Annotated in this window: 10 protein-coding genes and 4 pseudogenes; 9 read left to right on the top strand and 5 right to left on the bottom strand. The window is 37.9% G+C overall.

The features are described 5' to 3' along the window. The first annotated feature begins 1 nt into the window (after position 1). Both bglA and JFT95_RS29730 read left to right on the top strand, forming a co-directional pair. Positions 2–1,438, top strand: coding sequence for a 6-phospho-beta-glucosidase (gene bglA / locus JFT95_RS27785; RefSeq protein ID WP_201053855.1), 1,437 nt, complete (start codon positions 2–4; stop codon positions 1,436–1,438). Between the two features lie 615 nt (positions 1,439–2,053). After that, positions 2,054–2,152: pseudogene (locus JFT95_RS29730) on the top strand (DUF2187 domain-containing protein); the annotation flags it as partial. Between the two features lie 98 nt (positions 2,153–2,250). Here the strand turns inward: JFT95_RS29730 and JFT95_RS27780 are convergent. Further along, positions 2,251–4,044 (bottom strand): helix-turn-helix transcriptional regulator, encoded by a 1,794-nt coding sequence (locus JFT95_RS27780; RefSeq protein ID WP_002069631.1) that lies wholly within the window; start codon positions 4,042–4,044, stop codon positions 2,251–2,253. Between the two features lie 422 nt (positions 4,045–4,466). Between JFT95_RS27780 and JFT95_RS27775 the strand changes: the two are divergent. Next, positions 4,467–5,528, top strand: a pseudogene (locus JFT95_RS27775) (serine hydrolase domain-containing protein); the annotation flags it as partial. A 536-nt stretch (positions 5,529–6,064) separates the two neighbouring features. Here the strand turns inward: JFT95_RS27775 and JFT95_RS27770 are convergent. Next, a pseudogene (locus tag JFT95_RS27770) lies at positions 6,065–6,283 on the bottom strand (DinB family protein); the annotation flags it as partial. A 608-nt stretch (positions 6,284–6,891) separates the two neighbouring features. Between JFT95_RS27770 and JFT95_RS27765 the strand changes: the two are divergent. The 6 genes and pseudogenes from JFT95_RS27765 to JFT95_RS27740 all read left to right on the top strand — a co-directional run. After that, entirely contained in the window at positions 6,892–8,928 is a 2,037-nt protein-coding gene (locus JFT95_RS27765; RefSeq protein WP_149191314.1) for a DUF11 domain-containing protein, read from the top strand. Between the two features lie 63 nt (positions 8,929–8,991). After that, positions 8,992–10,656 carry an alpha-helical endospore appendage domain-containing protein gene (locus tag JFT95_RS27760; protein ID WP_002193452.1) on the top strand — a complete coding sequence of 555 codons (1,665 nt, stop codon included), beginning with the start codon at positions 8,992–8,994 and terminating at the stop codon, positions 10,654–10,656. A 44-nt stretch (positions 10,657–10,700) separates the two neighbouring features. Next, positions 10,701–11,426: a DUF11 domain-containing protein gene (locus JFT95_RS27755; protein WP_151304213.1), complete on the top strand. Its 726-nt coding sequence runs from the start codon at positions 10,701–10,703 to the stop codon at positions 11,424–11,426. Positions 11,427–11,529: 103 nt separating this feature from the next. After that, positions 11,530–12,183, top strand: a complete 654-nt coding sequence (locus JFT95_RS27750; protein ID WP_002169678.1) for a DUF11 domain-containing protein — start codon at positions 11,530–11,532, stop codon at positions 12,181–12,183. A 36-nt stretch (positions 12,184–12,219) separates the two neighbouring features. Beyond that, positions 12,220–14,697: an RICIN domain-containing protein gene (locus JFT95_RS27745; protein WP_201053854.1), complete on the top strand. Its 2,478-nt coding sequence runs from the start codon at positions 12,220–12,222 to the stop codon at positions 14,695–14,697. A 158-nt stretch (positions 14,698–14,855) separates the two neighbouring features. Continuing rightward, positions 14,856–14,996: pseudogene (locus JFT95_RS27740) on the top strand (ABC transporter ATP-binding protein); the annotation flags it as partial. Between the two features lie 520 nt (positions 14,997–15,516). Here JFT95_RS27740 and glsA read toward each other — a convergent pair. The 3 genes from glsA to brnQ form a co-directional block, all read right to left on the bottom strand. Then, positions 15,517–16,446, bottom strand: a complete 930-nt coding sequence (gene glsA / locus JFT95_RS27735; RefSeq protein WP_201053853.1) for a glutaminase A — start codon at positions 16,444–16,446, stop codon at positions 15,517–15,519. A 243-nt stretch (positions 16,447–16,689) separates the two neighbouring features. Continuing rightward, positions 16,690–18,147 (bottom strand): alanine/glycine:cation symporter family protein, encoded by a 1,458-nt coding sequence (locus JFT95_RS27730; RefSeq protein WP_116746609.1) that lies wholly within the window; start codon positions 18,145–18,147, stop codon positions 16,690–16,692. A gap of 631 nt (positions 18,148–18,778) precedes the next feature. Continuing rightward, on the bottom strand, positions 18,779–20,104 hold the full coding sequence (gene brnQ, locus JFT95_RS27725) for a branched-chain amino acid transport system II carrier protein (RefSeq protein WP_078204026.1): 1,326 nt from the start codon (positions 20,102–20,104) through the stop codon (positions 18,779–18,781). Positions 20,105–20,233: the final 129 nt, after the last annotated feature.

Raw genomic sequence — 20,233 nt, 5'->3', positions numbered from 1 at the left:
AATGCCAAAGAAATTCTTATGGGGTGGTGCTTTAGCTGCCCACCAATTCGAAGGCGGATGGAATCAAGGGAATAAAGGACCTAGTGTAGTTGATGTACTAACTGCAGGTGAACATGGAGTGCCAAGACAAATAACAGATACAGTTGAACCTAATACGTTTTATCCTAACCATGAAGCAATTGATTTTTATCATAGATATAAAGAAGATATCGCTTTATTTGGTGAAATGGGATTAAAGTGTTTAAGAACTTCTATCGGATGGAGCAGAATCTTTCCAAATGGTGATGAAACAGAGCCTAACGAAGAAGGACTACAATTCTATGATAATGTATTTGATGAATTACTTAAATATGGTATTGAGCCTATCATCACATTATCTCATTTTGAAATGCCATTGCATCTAGCCAAAGAATATGGTGGATTTAGAAACCGAAAAGTAATAGACTTCTTTGTAAAATTTGCTGAAGTTTGTTTTAAACGATATAAAAATAAAGTGAAATACTGGATGACTTTTAATGAAATCAATAACCAAATGGATGTAAATAACCCTCTATTTTTATGGACAAACTCAGGAGTGGTTGTAAAAGAAGGAGAAAATGCTAAAGAAGTAATGTATCAAGTAGGACATCATGAATTAATTGCAAGTGCATTAGCTGTAGCAAAAGGAAAAGAAATTAATTCTGATTTCCAAATTGGGGCAATGATTTCGTATATACCTATTTACCCTTATTCATCAAACCCGGAAGATGTTATGCTAGCCGAAGAATCACTAAGACTAAAATACTTCTTCCCTGATGTTCAAATTCGTGGTTACTATCCTAAATATGCGTTGAAAGAATTTGAAAGGGAAGGGTACGTTATTAATTTCGAAGAAGGTGATGAAGAGATATTAAAAAATGGTACAGTAGATTACCTAGGATTTAGTTATTATATGTCCACGACAGTAAAAAATGATGTGGAAATTAGTAGTGCAAAAGATATTGTAAACGGTGGTTTAGCTAAAAGTGTGGAAAATCCATATATTAAATCTACTGATTGGGGATGGGCAATTGATCCAACTGGATTAAGATATGCATTAAATCGATTGTATGACAGATATCAAATTCCATTATTTATCGTAGAGAATGGATTTGGAGATGCGGATATTCTAGAAAAAGATGGGGCAATCCATGACCAGAAAAGAATAGAATATTTAAAATCACATATTGAAGCATTAGAAAAAGCAGTAACCTACGATGGTGTCGATTTAATTGGTTATACACCTTGGGGAATTATAGATATTGTCTCATTTACTACAGGCGAAATGAAAAAACGCTATGGGATGATTTATGTGGATCGTGATAATGAAGGTAATGGATCCATGAAACGATACAAAAAAGATTCGTTTCATTGGTATAAATATGTAATTCAAACGAATGGTGAAATTAATGTTCGATAAAAATTATTTTAGACTATTAAAGGTTCTTTTGTAAGCGTTGCTTTTTCAACGTACGATGAATTACTGCAATTACTTACAATTGCATAAAATTTAACTGTACTTCCCCTAGCTTTCTATCTGATTAAAGAAATTATGGGTTTGGATTATTTGAGCAGTGTTGTTTATAATGATATGTAGTTGTATATTTGATTATTTACAAAAGATTCGAGACCGAAGAGATGATGGGAAATAGTTATTGGAAAATATAAGAACTTAATTATAAGATTTCCTGTTCTCGTGAAAAAACACTAGTAAATTCAATTTTGAAGTTTGTTAAGCTATCATTGCTTTTCATTGATGTATAAGTTGCGAGATATAATTAATTTCTTTACGTAAAGAGCAAAACCACTCGCTGTGCCTCGTGAGTGGTTTTGTTTTATTTGGGATCTATATAAAAAAGGGGGTTGTATATTGATAGTCGCCGAGATTGTGATTTTAAGGCAATTATCTTTTCCGTAATGTATAATCCACTGTTAAGTTGAATTTTAAACCACAGCAAAAAAGCATTGATTGGATTATTTAAGGAAGAATAAAAATGAAAACTACTGGTATAAATCGTAAAGTTGATGAATTAGGATTTCAGTTCCAACAATAAAAATTGGTGACTATGTACAATTTTCAAATCGCAAGAATCCTTCTTTAAAATTAAATGGTTATGTAGTAAATATTTTAACGGAACTCTAATTCTGTTACTTAAAATAATTAGTGGCCCAAAAAATAGTAATCGTTGCCGTGCCCCGAATACGGAAAAATGATTATATCTTGAGTACCATCTACACAATATTTTCCTTTCGGGCCCTTGTTATTGCTTCTTCGCGGTTGTTGACGCTGAGCTTCGAGTAGAGAGTCGAGCAATAATTGCGGATCGTTCCCTCCGATAAAAATAATTTGGCGGCGATCGACTTATAACGCAGTCCACCTGACAGATGCTCCAGAATCTCCATTTCACGTTTCGTAAGCCCGTACGGGAAGTTTTCCTGACTTGAACCGATCTTCTCCAATTGCTCGCGTTGACTTTTCATCTCTTCGAAAATTCGCGTAGCGACCGATTGATCAATCCAGATTCCTCCGTTATAAATTAGTTTCAAGGCTTCCTTCATCTCTCGCGGATGAATCGACTTCAGCATGTAGCCCTCCGCCCCGTGCTCCAATGCAGTTGCTGCCTGCAAGGAATCCTCAAACGTTGTCATGAACACAACCTTCATATCAGGCCATCGTTGTTTCATCTCAAGTAAAGTTTCAATCCCGCTCATTCCCTGCATACTAATATCCATTAGCACGATATCCGGTTGGGACCGCTCACAATGTTCTAATGCTTCGCCACCGTCCCTGGCTGTACCAACTACGTTAAAATCAGTATGCTGATCCAAAATTTGCTTCAAACTGTCGGTAATGATCACCTGGTCGTTACCGAGCAGTAGGCGGATTGTATCATGTGCAGGCTCTGTCTGCAACGGAATATTACATATGACGAAAGTTCCTTGTTCTGGCTCGGAATGCACGGACACCGTGCCGTGAAATAGCTTAAGTCGTTCCTTCATCCCATTAAGTTCAAATCCAAATTGGATTTCTTCCATTCCGATGCCGTTATCTTCGATCTGTAACCTGAGCTGCTGACTCTCGAAATACAACTGAACGGATATCAAGCTCGCCGAACCGTGCCGAACCGCGTTGTTCAGAGACTCTTGAAGGCAACGATATAGACAAAAGTTTATTTTTTGCATAACGAGAGTCTCGCTGCCGATCACACGGAATTTGACCATTATACCTGTTGACTTCATAAAATCTTCGGTAAATTGCCGTAGAGATTCACTTAACGAATGGTTCAATGGAGTATGAGAGAGCTGATGCAGATGTTTTCGGATATCAACCAGACTGTGTTGGGCGATTCCGACAAGCGAATCGATCCTCTCTATCTGTGAATTCGGTACGGACGATCGCAGCGATTCGACGCCGACGATGAGTGAGGTAAGCGTATGGCCAATCGTGTCATGCAGCTCATGTGACAGCCGGCTGCGCTCCTCCATCAGCGTAAGTTCCTCAATCCGCTCAATATGCTGCTCCAACAATAGCTTTTGCTCATGAATAATTAGGGCTTGCTTATGGGACTGAATTAATATATTAAACGTGAAGCCGATGGCGAATCCAAAACCGTTGCTAACGATAAATTCATACGGGAGACGACCAGCGATCCAACCGTTCAATGCCGGCAATATGATTCCACAGAGGATACCTGTCCATACATAGGTTCTTCGATTGCTGGCCAAGCCGATATTCATCACAAGTAAAACGAAAGACCAAAGTAACTCCGGTGCTGTATAGGCTAAATAAAGATGAAAAACCCCCGCTGCCATGACGTCGACTGCAAGATACCAATCTGCATTTCTACACCAGGCGATTAATGGAACGAGATAAACGACGAAAGCAAAAGAAAATAAGACCCAAAAAGACGCATCGATTAATGACGGTTTGATAAAACTAGCGCTTATGATAATGACCATCCAAAGCGTTCGTATGGCCACAAATATCCAATCATACCAGAACCATTTTTTTATTATAGAGAACACGGATTATGCACACCTACTTGTATTTTTTAAAATAAATTCTGAATAAATCAAACCTATCATGCACCATAAACTTCTGATCCGTCAAGCGAAAGAGAGGGTAAACAGTTAGAATTTACTGTAACAAGCACGTCACATGAGATATTTGACAGTTTGTCATATGGTATATGTGACAAGTCCAATTCCGAGTGTCAACAAAAGTTTGGCGGTTTCATCACTATCCGATTTAACAATTTTGGGGGTAAGGTGAGGATGTAAAGCAACACAACATTCCAAAATAATAGGAGCGATACGTTATGAAATTACTCAAGATTCAAAAAGGAGCTGTACTTGCATTAACAGCTATATCGGCGAGTACACTGGTATTTTCTGCTTATGGGTCTGTAAACCCGGTACAGACTAAAGGCGCGGTACAAGTGGAGACAGAGAAGGAAAAGAAAAGCAAGCATCGGGATGAAGTCAAACGCGTCATTGATGAGGTGGTAACCATCAAAGGAGTCCCAAGTGTCATAGCTGGCGGGTTACAGAACGGGAAACGCTGGTCTTACGCTACAGGTACAGCCAGTTATGAAGTACCACACCCGGTGGAGTCCAATTTTTCATTCCGTATTGGAAGTATTTCAAAGACTTTCACAGCGTCCGTTGTATTACAGTTGGCTGACGAGAAAAAATTGAATCTGGATGATTCGGTTGAAAAATGGCTGCCAGGTGTCATAAAAGGTGAAGGGTATGATGGCAACAAAATTACGATCCGTCAGTTATTGAATCATACAAGTGGGCTTGCTAGCTATACAGATTTGGATTTCCGAGATATTACTTTGCCTCAAAATCCATACCGTTACTATTCCGTCGATGAGCTTATCGACCTTGGACTTTCAAAGCCACCTGTATTTGCACCAGGGAAGGGCTGGAATTATTCCAATATGAATACTGTACTAGCCGGTCAAATTATTCAAAAGGTAACAGGAGAAACGTATGCGGAGCAGATCAGGAAACGGTTTATCATACCGCTTGGAATGAAAGGGACATTTGTGATGGGAAATAGTCACGAAATTCCGGGTAAGCATGCCACAGGATATAATATGGATAGATCGGGTCATTTGTATGATTTAACAGAAATGAATCAATCATGGGCAAATGCGGCGGGAGATATAGTCTCAACAGTTAATGATTTGACTACCTTCTTCAGTGCGTTGTTGGGCGGGAAGCTTCTGACTCAAGAGATGATGGACCAGATGCACACAACAGTAGATGGACCTTTTGGTAAAGTCGGACTAGGGATTTATGAATTTAAAACAGCGGACGGGCAATCTTACTGGGGGCATGCCGGAGGTACTTTCGGATATGAATCGAGAGCCGTCGGATCTCTAGACGGGAAGCATATTCTGGTAACGTGCATCAACTCGGTAGGTCCACAAGTAGCGCCAGCTCACGATAAAATAATCAATAAGGAATTTAGCCATTACGCAAGTCTAAACAGACAGTGAATTATATATGTTTGACCTGCTTGGAAAACGAAAACATACCGATCTATACATGGTTACGAGTGCCGGATCATATCTATCACTCCTCATGGGATTTATACACAAAAGGACCGTCAAGATGTTTTCCTAGCGGTTTTTCTTATGAGATGGATGTATATTGTATTCATAGAAGTTAACATAAAGTCCTATTATGGGTAGAAAGAAAAAGGCGGATCCCTACTCTCACAAGGGAACCTCCTTTTTTTGTTCTACGGATCTATGCATTTTTTTATACATTCCTATCCTGGCGCGGTTTTAGGGTTCTTGTTTGTTACTGGATTAGCCGAAAAACTGTATAAAACCTTGCATGCTCTTAGCATGGTTTTTTTCCGAAATGCTGGCGGTACCCCATCGTCATCAAGCTAAGGTTTTGAAGTACCCCCAAAACCAAAATTCACTTTCTCTACAGGTAGTTACTTTGAGAAGTCAGCTCATTTTTTTCGTTTTGGGGGCGTTTATTTTTCTTAAGTTGATGGGGATGGGTGGAACCCTTTCCTTGTTTAGGCCGGATATCCGCCTGTTGGCGGTGGCCAAGCGCTAAATAATCTGCGAATCAGCACAATTTCTCCTAAATGGTAGGAGTTGTGAGATGCAATATTGCGTAGCACACCGCCCGGGGTTTCACCAGGCCATTCCTCCAATGTTTTGTCCAATTGAACAGTTTGGGCAATCGTGCATGCCTGTTCAATCCCCTAAAGAAAATACTGAATAATCTGTTTCCGTTTGAATAGGTTTTGCTTTTCCATACTAATCACGTCCTTTTTTAGAATACTAGTATCAGTATGTCCAAGTTTCAGAGATTAGTTACATAAGTCATATAGTTTTTGCACCAGAACCATAAAAGTAAGTCTATGACCTATTTTTACACATATCTCGGCTGTTCACGATAAGAGGCCAAGTAAATAGAAGACAAAAAAGCGACCAATTTCAATTAGTTGCTTTTTTGTCTGTATTGTTCCAACCTTCAAACGATAAATACTAGGAGTTACAATCTGTCCAAATATCAAAACCTTTATAATTGTTAACTGAAAAATTTGAATGATATCATTTTTTTATTATTAGCTTAATAGAGATGTGGTGGTATTCCTATTAAATGATTTTAACAGCAGAACTGGATTTGAAATATATTTACCTGAAAAATCAGATAAATAATGATAAATAGAAAGAACATTTAATTATAGATATAGTTTTTCAGTGAGTGAAATATAATTTGTGTTATCAAATATTTACATAGGAGGCAATTATATGAATTGAAATCCCCGCTTAAGTTTTATTAAAAAATAAAATAATAGTTATTATTCTAGTTGTTATAGAAAGGACGAAGAGAATGTCAATAGTTCAGCGTTATACAACGACTACAAATGGTGCGATGACGTTTACAGGTAATACGCTAGGATTTGGTTCGAATAATCCTAGCTATAATGACATTGGAGCATTCATTACGTTGGATCTTACCCAACAAGTCCCAAGTTATCCAATAGGTAGTACATTGAATTGGAAATTGAATGCTTCTCAAGCAGTTCTGAAATTTCCTGTAGCTAGTGAAGTGCTGTATGCAGAGTTGATTTGGGGAGGTACCTCAAAATTTAATGCAGTGGATGTTACAGGAGATATTAACGTTCCCATTTCCTTAACTAACCCACAAGGTTCAATACAAACAATATCTCCTGATGCTACAACGGCCCAAGTAGTAGTGCATGAAAATCACACATTTTATATTCGTACAGCTGATGTTACTAAACTAATAAAGGCGAGTGGGGCAGGTTCTTATACTGTAAGTGGGGTACCAGCCACAATCCAACGGCCAAGTAAAAGTAATGCAGCAGGATGGACGCTTGCTGTTATATATAAAAATCCTTCTTTACCTTCACGAAATATGAACTTATATGTTGGTGTGGCATCTGTTGAAAGAGGGAATGTAGTGGATCAAAAAATTAAAGGTTTTGGGACACCTGAATCCAAACCGTTTCAGGCAAGAGCTTTATTGACTGCTATCGAAGGCGATAGTTTCATTTCTAAGGACCAATTTTTATTTGGTCCATCCCCAGGCCAATTACAAGCCATTTCTGGACCGAATAACTTAGTGGATAACTTTTTCGCTTCACAGATTAATGATGATGGTGGAAATTTAGATACTAGTGGGACAGCGGGAAATAGTAATGTAACCCCAGGGCAAAAACAGTCTACACAGCGCTATGGCTGGGATATTACGAATGTGGATATTTCAAACGCCATGGAAATCTCACAAACTGAAGCGATTGCTCGGTTCAAAACAGATATGGATGGATTCATCCTTTCTGGATTAGGGATTCAAATTGATGTGAATAGTCCGGAACTTAAGATAGACAAACAAGTGGATAAAGATATAGCAATAGTCGGAGATGAGTTAACTTACACAATTTTAGTAGAAAATAGTGGACTAGTAGAAGCTCAGAATTCCATTTTTAAAGATATTCTTCCAGATGAGTTAGAATTTGTGCAGAACAGCTTAACTATCGATGGGCAAGCCAAACCCGGAGAAAATCCAGCTAAAGGAGTCAATATCGGATTTGTAAGCATAGAAGGGCCAGTCGAGATCATATTTAAAGTGAAAGTGATTGCAGTCCCTACAGATGGAAAGGTGACTAATACGGGTAAGCTGGATTACGAGTTCCAAAGTGCAGCGGGTTTACCTCTCACATCAGGATCTAGTAGCTCAAATGAAGTAAATACTATCATTAAGCATGTACAAGTCGATCTCGTGAAAAGTGAAGATCGTTCGGTTTACGATAAAAAGGGAGATATTATCACCTACACGCTCGATATTACCAATAATGGAGATACTTCAGTAAATGCAATTTCTATTAAAGATGTCATACCTACAGGAACGGTACTCGTTCCAGGGAGTTTAAAAGTAAATGGTGCACCGGTGCTTGATGATTTAACAACAGGAATTCCTCTTGGTACATTAATTCCTGGCCAAACAGCTGTGATTACATTTCAAGTAGCGTTACAGAGTCCGTTGCCAGTGAAAGTAGATAACCAAGCAGAGGCAATTTATCAATTTCAGCTGAAACCAGGTAGCAATGTGCGTGAGGAAATAGTAACAAGTAACCTAATTACGGCGTGGTTAGAGACCGATTGTCAAAAAGCACAAAATCAGATTTTTGAATCAGTAGCACAACAAGAGCTCGGTTTGATGAAAATCCTTCAAGCAGAAAGTGTAAAGGTACAAGAAGCGGTAAAGGCATTTGAAGAAGAACGAATCTCTGCCCAAGAACTTGCTAGGATTAATCAGAGTGTCGAAAAAGTAGTCCAAAAAGCTACACAGTTGGAGAAATTATTAAAAGATAAATTAGAAATTGCTAAGCAGATTTGTTGTTAGTAGATTAATGAGAAAGAAGCACAAGAATTTATAGCTTTATTTAGATTGAAAAGGGGGAAGAATATGCCATTTATTCATCGTTTCACCCAAACAACCAATGGTGCGATTACATTTACAGGAAATACATTAGGTTATGCAGATGGAAGTACAGATATCGGGGCTTTTTTGACAACAGATAGTTCTAAACAAGTGTCAGGCTATCCAGCTGGAAGTACAATGAACTGGCAAGAAAATTCCTCTTTGGCTATGCTGAGAATCCCTGCAGACAGTGAAATATTGTATGCCGAGTTGATCTGGGGTGGATCGACTAAAGATCAATATACTGATGTTCGTTCAGCTATCAATACTTCGATTACTTTTACTACCCCAGCTGCTACTGTATCCATCGCACCAGATGCCTTCACTGCACGAGAAGAGTCCGTCTTTGGCGGTCAAGTTTTCTATGTTCGCTCTGCGAATGTAACTGAATTTGTACAAAAAGGTGGAGCTGGAACTTATATAGTAGGTGGTATTCCCGGAACGGTAAGAGATTGTACTTTTTTTCTAGCTTCTACCAATACAGTGGGATGGACGTTGGCTGTCGCTTATAAACATCCATTACTTAAAATTCGAAATATGAATATTTATGTTGGGTCTCAAGTGATTTCTATGTCTAATCCTCCAGTGGATGAGTTGATTTATAATTTTAAAACCCCAGAAGGTGGGGATATCCAGGGACGTGTCATGCTTACGGCACTGGAAGGAAACTCTAATCTTCCTGGCGATCGCTTTGAATTTGGTCCCAATCGTTCGTCGCTTTCGGTGATATCTGGGCCGAATAATCCTGGAAATAATTTTTTTGCGTCGCAGATTAACGATGATCTAGGAAATTTAGATACTAGTGGAACTGCTGGAACGCTCAATAAGCCTCTTGGATCAGACGGATTTGGCGTACGATCGGGTTGGGATATCACGAATGTAGATATTTCTCACACGTTGCATCATAGTCAAACCGAGGCAATCGCCCGTATTGCGACGGCGCAAGATACCTATTTGGTGAGTGGATATGGAGTACAGATTGACGCCAATAGCCCAATCGTAAAAATGAATAAGTCGGGGGATAAAAAACAAGCTGTAGTAGGTGAAATAGTAACTTACACTTTGGAAGTAAAAAATGATGGCTATGTAGATGCGACTAATGTGATTCTTCAGGACTACTTAGATCCAGAACTTGAATATTTACCAGATAGTTTACGAATCAGAGGCGCGGCATGGCCAGGACAAGATATTGCTAAGGGTGTGAACATTGGTACTTTGGCTGTAGGAGAAACAGTCCTCATCACGTATCAAGCGAAAATCATGAAAGAGCCTGATGATAAAGTGGTGCATAATCAAGCATCGATGATCTTTGATTTTCAGAGTAGACCAGATTTACCTATATCGACAGCGACGAGTATTAGTAACAAACCTGGGATTGAAGTGATTGAGCCACCTACCTGTGAAGAAGGGAAAAATCAGATTATCCAAACGATTGCTGAGGCGGAACAAAGCATTGCTAGGATTATGCGGGCAGAAGCAGAAAAAATTGAAGTAGCTGCTCGTGCGTTTGGAGATAAGAAAATAGGAGTCCAAGATCTCATCGCTGTCAATGAAAGTGTGGAGGATATGTTAGACAGCCTAATCGTACTAGAATCAGTGCTTAAAGATAAACTCGCTGTTACCCAAGAAATTTGTGATTTTTGCTCATAACATCCATATATAATTTGATTCGATGATGGAAAGGGTGATGAAATATGTCTCAAAGTCGGGGGTATGTAAATATGAAAACTGAGGCGAATAGATTAATGGAGGATAGTCTGAAGATGGAAATAAATAAAAAAGTAAACAAAAATGAGGCAAAAGTAAAAGATATTTTGACTTATACCGTTCTTGTAACAAATATGGATCCGGTTGACGCACAAAACACTATCTTGAAAGATATCCTTCCAAAAGAGTTGAAGTTTGTTCCAGGTAGTGTTTTTGTGGATGGTGTGCCTCAACCTAGTGTGAGTGTAAATAATGGGATTAAGCTAGGAATGGTAGGAACAGGAGAACTGATTGAAGTGACATTTCAAGCGAAAGTAATCAATATTCCTCCAGATGAGCTAGTGAAAAATAAAGCCACCTTAAATTATGAATTTGAAAGTGCTTCTGGAACGCCTATCAAAAAAGGAGAAGCGGCCAGTAATATAACAGAGACAAAAGTGATTGTGCGTCCTCCTACTAACTGTGAGAACAATCAAAGTACCATTGAATTTTCAATTAAACAGGAAGAGAAGGCCATTCAGGAGTTACTGGATGCAGAAGCAGAAAAAATAAAGACGGCAAATCAAGCCTTTAATAGTGGCAGGATTACAAAAAATGAACAGAATTTGATTATTCAGAGTGAAAATAGTGTTTCTCAAACATTATCTACATTGAAACAAGAACTACAGAACAAGAGAAATACGATTCAGGATTTATGTAGTGGTTGTAAGTAGAGAAGAAGAGGATGTCTTACTTTTCCTCAGATGCTTTTGAAAAATAGGGAATCTGATTCATCACTAATAAGGTATGAATTACAGAAAAGAAAGGGAGAGGCACATGTCTAATTTTCCGAAAGTGAGTATAGAAAAGGAAGTAGACAAAATTGATGCGGTGGTAGGAGATATTCTAACATATACGTTTACCATTTCCAATGATAGTCTAATTGATGTTACTAATTGTCATTTTAAGGATTTTCTATCAGAAGAGGTGCAGTTTGTCCCGAATAGTGTGGAAATTGACGGTGAATCAAAACCTGGTGAAGATCCAACGAAAACGATTGTACTTGATAGACTATCCATTGAAGGGCCTATCATCATTACATTTAAAGTTGAAGTGATTAAACCTCATTCTAGTGGAGTGATTAGGAATAAAGCTTACATGGGCTCTCAGTATTCAGGTGGTTATGTAGATGCGGTCAGTAACGAAGTACAAACCAATGTGCCAGCAGGACGAACAACCTGTGAATGGTCACGTGACTTAATCATTCATTCCATCGCACAAGAGGAAAAAGGCCTAGCCACGATTCTTTACATGGAAGGCGAAAAGATTCAAGCAGCAATTAATTCATTCCGAGGTGGCCGGATTAAAGTGACGGATTTGCTAGCAATTAACAAGAGTGCAAAGAAAGCAGTTCAGCAAATTGCTAATCTGGAAAAAGAGTTGAAGAAAAAGTTAGATCAAGTTAAAGACCTATGTTGTGGTTGTAAGTAGGGATAGAAATAGATAAATAGAGAAAGGGTGAGAATCATGGCGTTTATTCAGCGATATTCAACCACGACTAATGGAGCGGTTACTTTTACTGGCAACACACTGGGTCTAAGTAATACCAATATCAGTTATACAGATATTGGTGCATTTATCACATTAGATTTGTCTAAGCAGGTACCAGGATATCCTGCAGGTACCACACTGGATTGGAAAGAAAATGCTTCTGCTGCACAGCTTCGCTTACCTACGGGAAGCATAGTATTATATGCAGAGCTAATTTGGGGTGGATCAACAAAAACGAGTACCGAGGATGTGACGAGTGAAATAGATCGGGCCATAACGTTAATCTCGCCAAAAGGGAGTACCCTCATTACGCCAGATCCGACTACGAGTCAGCAAGTAGCTCAGGCGAACCAAATATTTTATGTTCGCTCTGCCAATGTTACTAGTTTTATAGATGCAGGTGGGGCTGGTAATTATACTGTCAGTGGTGTACCAGCGACAGTACAAAGATATAAAGGGAACAACGTGGGGGGATGGACTTTATCTGTGGTTTATAAAGATCCTACACTGCCTCTTCGAAATATGAACATTCATGTCGGAACTGCATCGATTGAGAAAACGGGATCAGTAAGCCAGAAAATTTCTGGCTTCTCTACGCCTGAACTTGGTGATGTCAAAGCAAGATTGTTGCTAACCGCAATGGAAGGAGATTCAAAGATTCCAGGAGATCAGTTACTTTTTGGAAAAGATGCCTCTTCTTTAAAGCCCATTTCAGGTCCCAATAATCCGATTGACAACTTCTTTGCTTCACAAATTAATGATGATGCAGGGAATCTGGATACGAGTGGTACCTATGGGAATGTAAATGTCATACCAGGAAGTGCCGGACCAGCAGTTCGTTATAATTGGGATATTACCAATGTGGACGCTTCTACAGCTATGGAGAATTCACAAACGGAGGCATTAGTTCAACTGACTTCGAAATCAGATGGTTATATCGTGACAGGTCTGGGTGTCCAAATTGATGTGAATAGTCCAGAAATCAAAATTAATAAAGAAGTAAATAAAGAAGCAGCTATCGTGGGTGAAATCCTTACTTACACTCTATTAATTGAAAACAGTGGAATGACCGAAGCACAAAAAACTATTTTAAAAGACACTCTTCCACCAGAATTAAAATTTGTTGAAGGCAGCTTACAGATCGATGGCGTTCCTATACCTGGTGGAGATCCGATAAAAGGAGTAGACATTGGTTCCATATCTATCGAAGGCCCGACGGAAGTTACCTTTCAAGCCTTAGTATTAAAAGTGCCACCAGACAATAGAGCGGTGAATAAAGCTACTGTCGTGTATGATTTCCAAAGTGCCCCAGGCTTACCGGTCTCTTCAGGTACAGCAGATAGTAATGAAGCCATTACGGTCATTCGAAAAGTAGAGGTAGAGGTAGTGAAACGGCAAGACATGTCAGTTTATGTCAAGGCAGGTAACATTATAACCTATACCATTGAATTTGCTAATACAGGTGATACACAACTGACCGATGTCGTAATTGAGGATCAAGTTCCAAATGGAACGAAGTTGGTTCCAGGCAGTTTACAGATAGATGGGCGCCCTCTCTCAGGCAATATAGAAAGTGGCGTGAATATTGGTACGGTAGAGCCCGGGACGACGACCAGAGTCACCTTCCAAGTGTTGATTGATAACCCAGTGCCTAAGAAAGTGACAAACAAAGCAAAAGTTGATTATAAATATAAGCTTATTCCTGATGGACAAATTTATCGTAAAGTAGAAATGACGAATGAAGTGACAGCTATTCACGAAAGCAATTGTAAAGAAGCACAGAAGAAAATCGTGACAGGTATTGGAGAAGCTGAGTTAGCGGCTGCAGGAGTAATCGTAGCAGAAAAATTAAAAATACAAGATGCAATTCGGGCCTTCAACGAAGGGAAGCAGAGTGCAGAAGAATTACTCAATGAGAATGAACAGTTGACCCACAAACTAACAAAAATAATTTTAGACGAAAAATTGCAACAAGATACATTGCAAAAAGCAAAAATACTTTGTTGCGATGGTATTGAAGGGATTGACTACAGTGGTGTCTATATCATCAAAAATAAAGGAAGTCAAAAAGTATTAGATATATCTAGCGCCTCAATGGATAATGGTGTAAACGTCCAACAATGGGATTATAACGGCGGAGATCATCAAAAATGGGAACTAGAGAAGCTGGATGGGTATTATAAAATCAAAGCAGTTCATAGTGGGAAATTGCTTACTGTGTCCGGAGCTTCAAACAGTGATGGTGCGAATGTAGAACAATGGGAAGACATTGGTGGAGATAATCAAAAATGGAAAATCGAAAAAAATTCGGATGGAACGCTTAAATTGATAGCTAAGCATAGCGGCCAATTACTTGATCTGAAGAGTAGTATACAAAACAATGGTGCTAATATTCAACAATGGCCAGACAATGGTACAGATGCTCAATGTTGGGAATTGACAAAATTAAAATAATACTTTTTATAAAATAAAGTATGTGTTTCGATATAGTAGCACAAAGTAGAAGTATTTGCTTTTAATAAAAACGGTAGAATAAACTTTAAAAAGAAAAGACATGAGTCATTGAGAAGTATAGACTCATGTCTTTTTTGTGTTATGGTGTAAAAAATTATTTAATAGAAGAAATCGAAAATACATTTGATGAGGTAATCTTTTTAAAAGACGGAAATATTGTATTACATGAAAACGTAGAGGAAATTCGTTTTCATCAAGGTAAAGCAGTACATGAGTTGTTTAGGGAGGTTTTTGAGTAATGAATTCACTTTTATAGAGGTATCGTGGATTCTTTAGATGTATGAAAATAAAAACTTAAGACTATTCAAATTCCAACCCTCTTATTGATGGGCGTAATGATTGGTACCATGATACCTCAAACCGGATTATATATCATTGTAATGCTATTAATGATATTGTTTACAACCACTTGGGTTACCATGAATCGACAAATTCACAGTCAACCTATAGAGTAGAATCTGCTCCCTTATTTTTGGGTGTGAGGCAAAGCATGGAGAGAAGAGTATTTCCTAAAAAAGTGCTCCTAGATAAATCTAGGAGCACTTTTTTGGATGTAGTTACTGGTTTTATTGGATGGTGAACACCAGCAGTTAGATAATAACTTATGAATGTGAACTACTCACCACTTAGCAAAGCTTGAAGTGGGAGCTTCTCAGTTCCACGATGAAAGTAACCTTTCGTCTCCCTGAGCTTTACTTCGGGGTGTTCCACCCCTAGATGTCCAACGCTTGAGGAAGGAGAATTCTTTCGGGGAATTCGTTAAAACATACTCCAGCCTTCTTGTGCGGAAAGTAGTTCTAGTATTTTAAAACCAGCTATACTATTTCCGTTAGCATCTAGAGCGGGTCCAAAAATACCAATTCCCATTTCCCCTTTTACGCATCCGAATATCCCACCGGCAACCCCACTCTTGGCGGGTATTCCGACGCGAATTGCAAATTCACCAGATTCGTTGTACATGCCGCATGTGACCATAAATGTTTTACAAATTTTTGTTATATGTTCCGGAACGATTTGTTTTTTTCTATATGGATCATATCCATCCATTGCAAAAATCAAACCAATCCGTGCTAAATCAATGCAGTTTACCTCAATTGCGCATTGACGTGTGTATAAGTCCATTAACGCCTCTACATCGCCATTGATAATGTTATTTTGTTTCATATAGTAGCAAAGAGAACGATTCAAGTAAGCTGTTTCTAATTCAGAGCCGGCTACTTTTGAAGAGTAATTAATCGTAGGATTGTCCGTAATATCACGCACAAAGGAAAGAATCCGTTCCATCTTCTCATCATTACTATCCCCTGTTAGTATACTTGTAATCGCTAGTGCTCCTGCGTTAATCATTGGATTGAGTGGTTTAGAAGGGTTAGCTGTTTCTAGTTTTATAATAGAATTAAAAGGGTCCCCAGTTGGCTCCATTCCAACTTTAGAAAATACATACTCTTCGCCACGCTCTAAAAGTGCAAGTGCAAGCGTAATTACTTTTGAAATACTTTGAAGGGTAAAAAGCGTTTGGGAGTTCCCAGCATGGATATAATCTGTTTCTTTATGATAAATTGCAATCCCTAAATCATCTGGATTTGCATTTCTTAGTTCTGGGATATAAGTAGCCAGTTTCCCTTTTTTTGTATATGATTGTACTTGCTCTAGTAATTGTTCTAGGTTATTTGTTTGAATACAGTGCATAACTAATACGTCCTTTTCCTTTTTATTAAATGTATTCTCTCTAATTCATCTGAAGGTTAATAAAATTTTTGGTGAAATGGATAGATATTGTCTGAAATATTATAAACGTGCAAGTTCATAATTTCCTATTTCCACAACTTTTTAGTTGTGTTCATATAATCTGTATTTAATAAACGACCTGAATAAAGGTGCATCTTCGGTATTCTAAAAATTGACTCCTCTGTATTTAAGAAAAGATTTTTGTTATCCAATCTTTTCTTGGGTGCTTTCGCTGTTCCAGCATTCAGTATTATTTAAATTAGGAATATTAGTTGCATAGAAAATCGGATCTTTTCCGGCTTTCTTTTGCCTTATATAATCTTTGAGGGCGGAGAAAGCATATTTTCCAAGGAGGATGATTGCAATTAGGTTGAAAATGGCCATAATCCCCATGAATAAATCTGCAATATCCCACACAATTTTAACCGTTGCTATAGAACCTAGCATTACCATACCAATTACCGAAATACGATATATCAGTAATAATGTCTTACTACCACTTAAGAACTCAATGTTTGTTTCCCCATAATAATAGTTCCCAACGAGAGAACTAAAGGCAAATAGAAAAATAGCTATTGCTACAAAGGTAGGTGCCCATGGTCCAATATGAGTTTTTAATGCTTCTTGTGTTAATTGAATCCCATTCAGGTCTGTAGCATTGTGCATATCGGATAGAAGGATCATAAATGCAGTACAACTACAAATTATTAGTGTATCCGTAAAAACACCAAGCGTTTGAATAAATCCTTGTTTAACAGGATGTGTAACATTGGCAGTCGCAGCTGCGTTTGGCGCACTTCCCATGCCAGCTTCATTTGAAAATAAACCACGCTTTACTCCTAGAAGAATCGCAGCACCAAGCCCTCCGCCTACAACTTCCTTAATACCAAAAGCATGCAGCAAAATTTCTTTTAATAAAATAGGAACTTGCGTAATATTTGTAATAACCACAAATAGTGCAACACCAACATAAAGAATCGCCATAAATGGTACAATCATTTCTGCGACACGAGCAATCCGTTTTACGCCTCCAAAAATGATTAGTGCTATCAAACCTACTAGTATACAGCCGACAATTGTAGGCTCTAGGTTGAATGCGTTTTCAAATGCTAGCGTAACCGTATTCGCTTGAACAGCATTAAACACAAGACCAAAGCAAACTGTAATTAAAATTGAGAAAACAACTCCCATCCAGCGTTTATTTAATCCTTTTTCCATATAGTAAGCTGGACCGCCTCGAAATTTATTTCCATCTTTTACTTTGTATATTTGAGCAAGTGTACTTTCAACAAATGCAGAAGCTCCTCCAATTATTGCGATAAGCCACATCCAAAATATTGCACCGGGTCCGCCGGTGGAGATCGCAATGGCGACACCAGCTAGATTTCCTGTACCAACGCGAGAAGCTGTACTCATGCAAAATGCTTGAAAAGAAGAAACTCCATTTTTTTCTTTTTGTGCTTTACGAGTTGAGGAACTTGCACCATCACTAAGTAAGCGAATCATTTCACCAACATAGCGAAATTGTACAAACCTTGTTTGAATTGTAAAATAGCATCCAACCCCAATTAAAAGAGCAATTAGGATGTAACCCCATAAAAATTCATTTGTAATTCCAATGAATTTGTGGATGGGAGTGATTACATCTTTAATAAAATCCATATGCTTACTCCTCCTTATTCTAATGAATATATATTTATTTAAAAAGACGTGGATTCAGTATGACAAAGAAAATAAGTGGAAACATGATGTGCAAAGATTATTTTATCTTTTTCCGACAGAACACTTCCTCCTCAATTTGTGTGAAGGTGTGATAGCACCAGCAGGTAGGCGGGAGATAAATGTCGGATGGCGTAAGTCAAAACGGTTGCTACAATATACTTGTACAGATTGCTCTTTGAAAACTGAAGATATGAGGTTGGTTGCAGAAAAATCGTTGCAATCGTAAAATCTTCAACGTTCCATCGTCCCACGCTTGCCGAAGTTGCGAAAACCAAGCTAAAGTAGGAAGCGTGATGAGTCAACGTACAAGACACTTCAGTTCTTACCGTAGGAACTACGGGAAGAGCCTGCTAAGATAACTGGTGGATATATCGATGTTCGCAGGAATCCACCACTTCAAACATCTCGTAAGATTGTTAAGTGGGGGGAGTTCAAAGAAGCTACCATAATGTTATTACCAGGAAAAATTCAATCCCGATACTATTTTCGTTTATATATTTTCTTTTTGTACAGGAATCAGACGCCCCTTTAGAGTTACATTGTTCCAATGATTACAATTGCCTTAATGATTTTAGGTAGTAGAACATTGTTTAGTTCTTCCTGAAATCATCAAACCAATCAAACTACCAAGTAAGGCTATTAAAATCCATCCCATTCCTTCATTGTATAGAGGAACGTATTGCATGAAAGTAAGCAACGAGTCACTAGCAAGTTCTGCTGTTTCTAATCCTTGTACTATACTAATCAGTAATGCTCCTAAAACTGATCCAACATAGACAGCCTGCTTATCTTTTATAAATCGATCAAAAAAAGCGAGGATAATTAGCACAATTGCTACAGGATAGATAACAATTAGGATGGGTAGGGAAAGTTTAATTAGCATAGACAAACCAAGGTTTGATACTCCAAAGCTAAATAAGCAAATAATTAAAATGATTTTGTTATAAGAAATCTTTGGAAATAGTGTTGTGAAAAATCTCCCACATGCTGAAACGAGTCCTACAGATGTAGTTAAACATGCGAATAACATTGTAGTTCCTAATAAGGAAAGACCATATTGTCCAAATAGATGTTGTACTACATTTGTTAATAACACACTTCCGTTTTCAAATGTGCCAAATGTTTGAGAAGTAGCTCCAATATAAGCAAGTGATATATATATGATAGATAATCCAAATGCGGCTATAAGCCCTGCTACTATAGTAGATTTAGCAATGGATTTTTTATTTGTAACACCTTTTTCTTTTATAGCGTTAATTACGATAATTCCAAATACGAGAGCAGCAAGGGCATCCATTGTTAAAAATCCTTCAATAAATCCTTTGAAAAAAGGAGCTTGCTGATATGAATCAGAGGGTGTTGAAATAGATCCAACTGGTGAAGAAATTGCTTTAACAATAATAATACTAATCATGATTAGTAACAGCGGAGTTAAATATTTTCCAATTCTATCTACCAATTTAGAGGGATTTAAAGATAGATAATACGTTATAGCGAAATATACAAATGTGTATAGGAGTAATATATACCATTGATTTTGCATGTTGTTACTTAAAAAGGGGGCAACTGCCATTTCATATGAAACAGTGCCTGTACGAGGAATGGCGAAAAAAGGGCCAATTGCTAAATAAATGATAAGAGGGATAATAACACCACAGGCGGGGTGAATCCTACTAGCAAGGGTACTAACATTTCCACCAAAAAGGGAAATAGCAGCGATGGCTAGTAATGGAAGTCCAATACTACTCACAACAAATCCCGAAATTGATATCCAAATATTGGTTCCAGATGAATATCCTAATAATGGAGGGAATATCATATTACCTGCACCGAAAAATATTGCAAACAGCATAAGTCCAATAGGGATTGTTTCTTTAAAAGTTAACGATTGTTTCATAGAGCACTCTCCTTTTTTTTGACGAAAAATGTCGAAATTTAAGTTTTTTTCATTATAACATATGAAATTAGAAAATACAGAAAAATAAAAAAAGAAAAAAATTCCTTATTTTACTTGAAATACTATTTG

Source organism: Bacillus sp. TH17 (assembly GCF_016651125.1).
Taxonomy (GTDB): Bacteria; Bacillota; Bacilli; order Bacillales; family Bacillaceae_G; genus Bacillus_A; species Bacillus_A mycoides.
The sequence above is the reverse complement of the archived record's forward strand: the minus strand, read 5'-3'. Positions and strand labels throughout refer to the sequence as shown.

What these genes read in the sequence shown, in the direction of transcription:
- bglA (WP_201053855.1), top strand. Translation starts at nt 2, where the DNA reads ATGCCAAAGAAATTCTTATGGGGTGGTGCTTTAGCTGCCCACCAATTC.
- JFT95_RS27765 (WP_149191314.1), top strand. Translation starts at nt 6,892, where the DNA reads ATGTCAATAGTTCAGCGTTATACAACGACTACAAATGGTGCGATGACG.
- JFT95_RS27760 (WP_002193452.1), top strand. Translation starts at nt 8,992, where the DNA reads ATGCCATTTATTCATCGTTTCACCCAAACAACCAATGGTGCGATTACA.
- JFT95_RS27755 (WP_151304213.1), top strand. Translation starts at nt 10,701, where the DNA reads ATGTCTCAAAGTCGGGGGTATGTAAATATGAAAACTGAGGCGAATAGA.
- JFT95_RS27750 (WP_002169678.1), top strand. Translation starts at nt 11,530, where the DNA reads ATGTCTAATTTTCCGAAAGTGAGTATAGAAAAGGAAGTAGACAAAATT.
- JFT95_RS27745 (WP_201053854.1), top strand. Translation starts at nt 12,220, where the DNA reads ATGGCGTTTATTCAGCGATATTCAACCACGACTAATGGAGCGGTTACT.
- glsA (WP_201053853.1), bottom strand. Translation starts at nt 16,446, where the DNA reads ATGCACTGTATTCAAACAAATAACCTAGAACAATTACTAGAGCAAGTA.
- JFT95_RS27730 (WP_116746609.1), bottom strand. Translation starts at nt 18,147, where the DNA reads ATGGATTTTATTAAAGATGTAATCACTCCCATCCACAAATTCATTGGA.
- brnQ (WP_078204026.1), bottom strand. Translation starts at nt 20,104, where the DNA reads ATGAAACAATCGTTAACTTTTAAAGAAACAATCCCTATTGGACTTATG.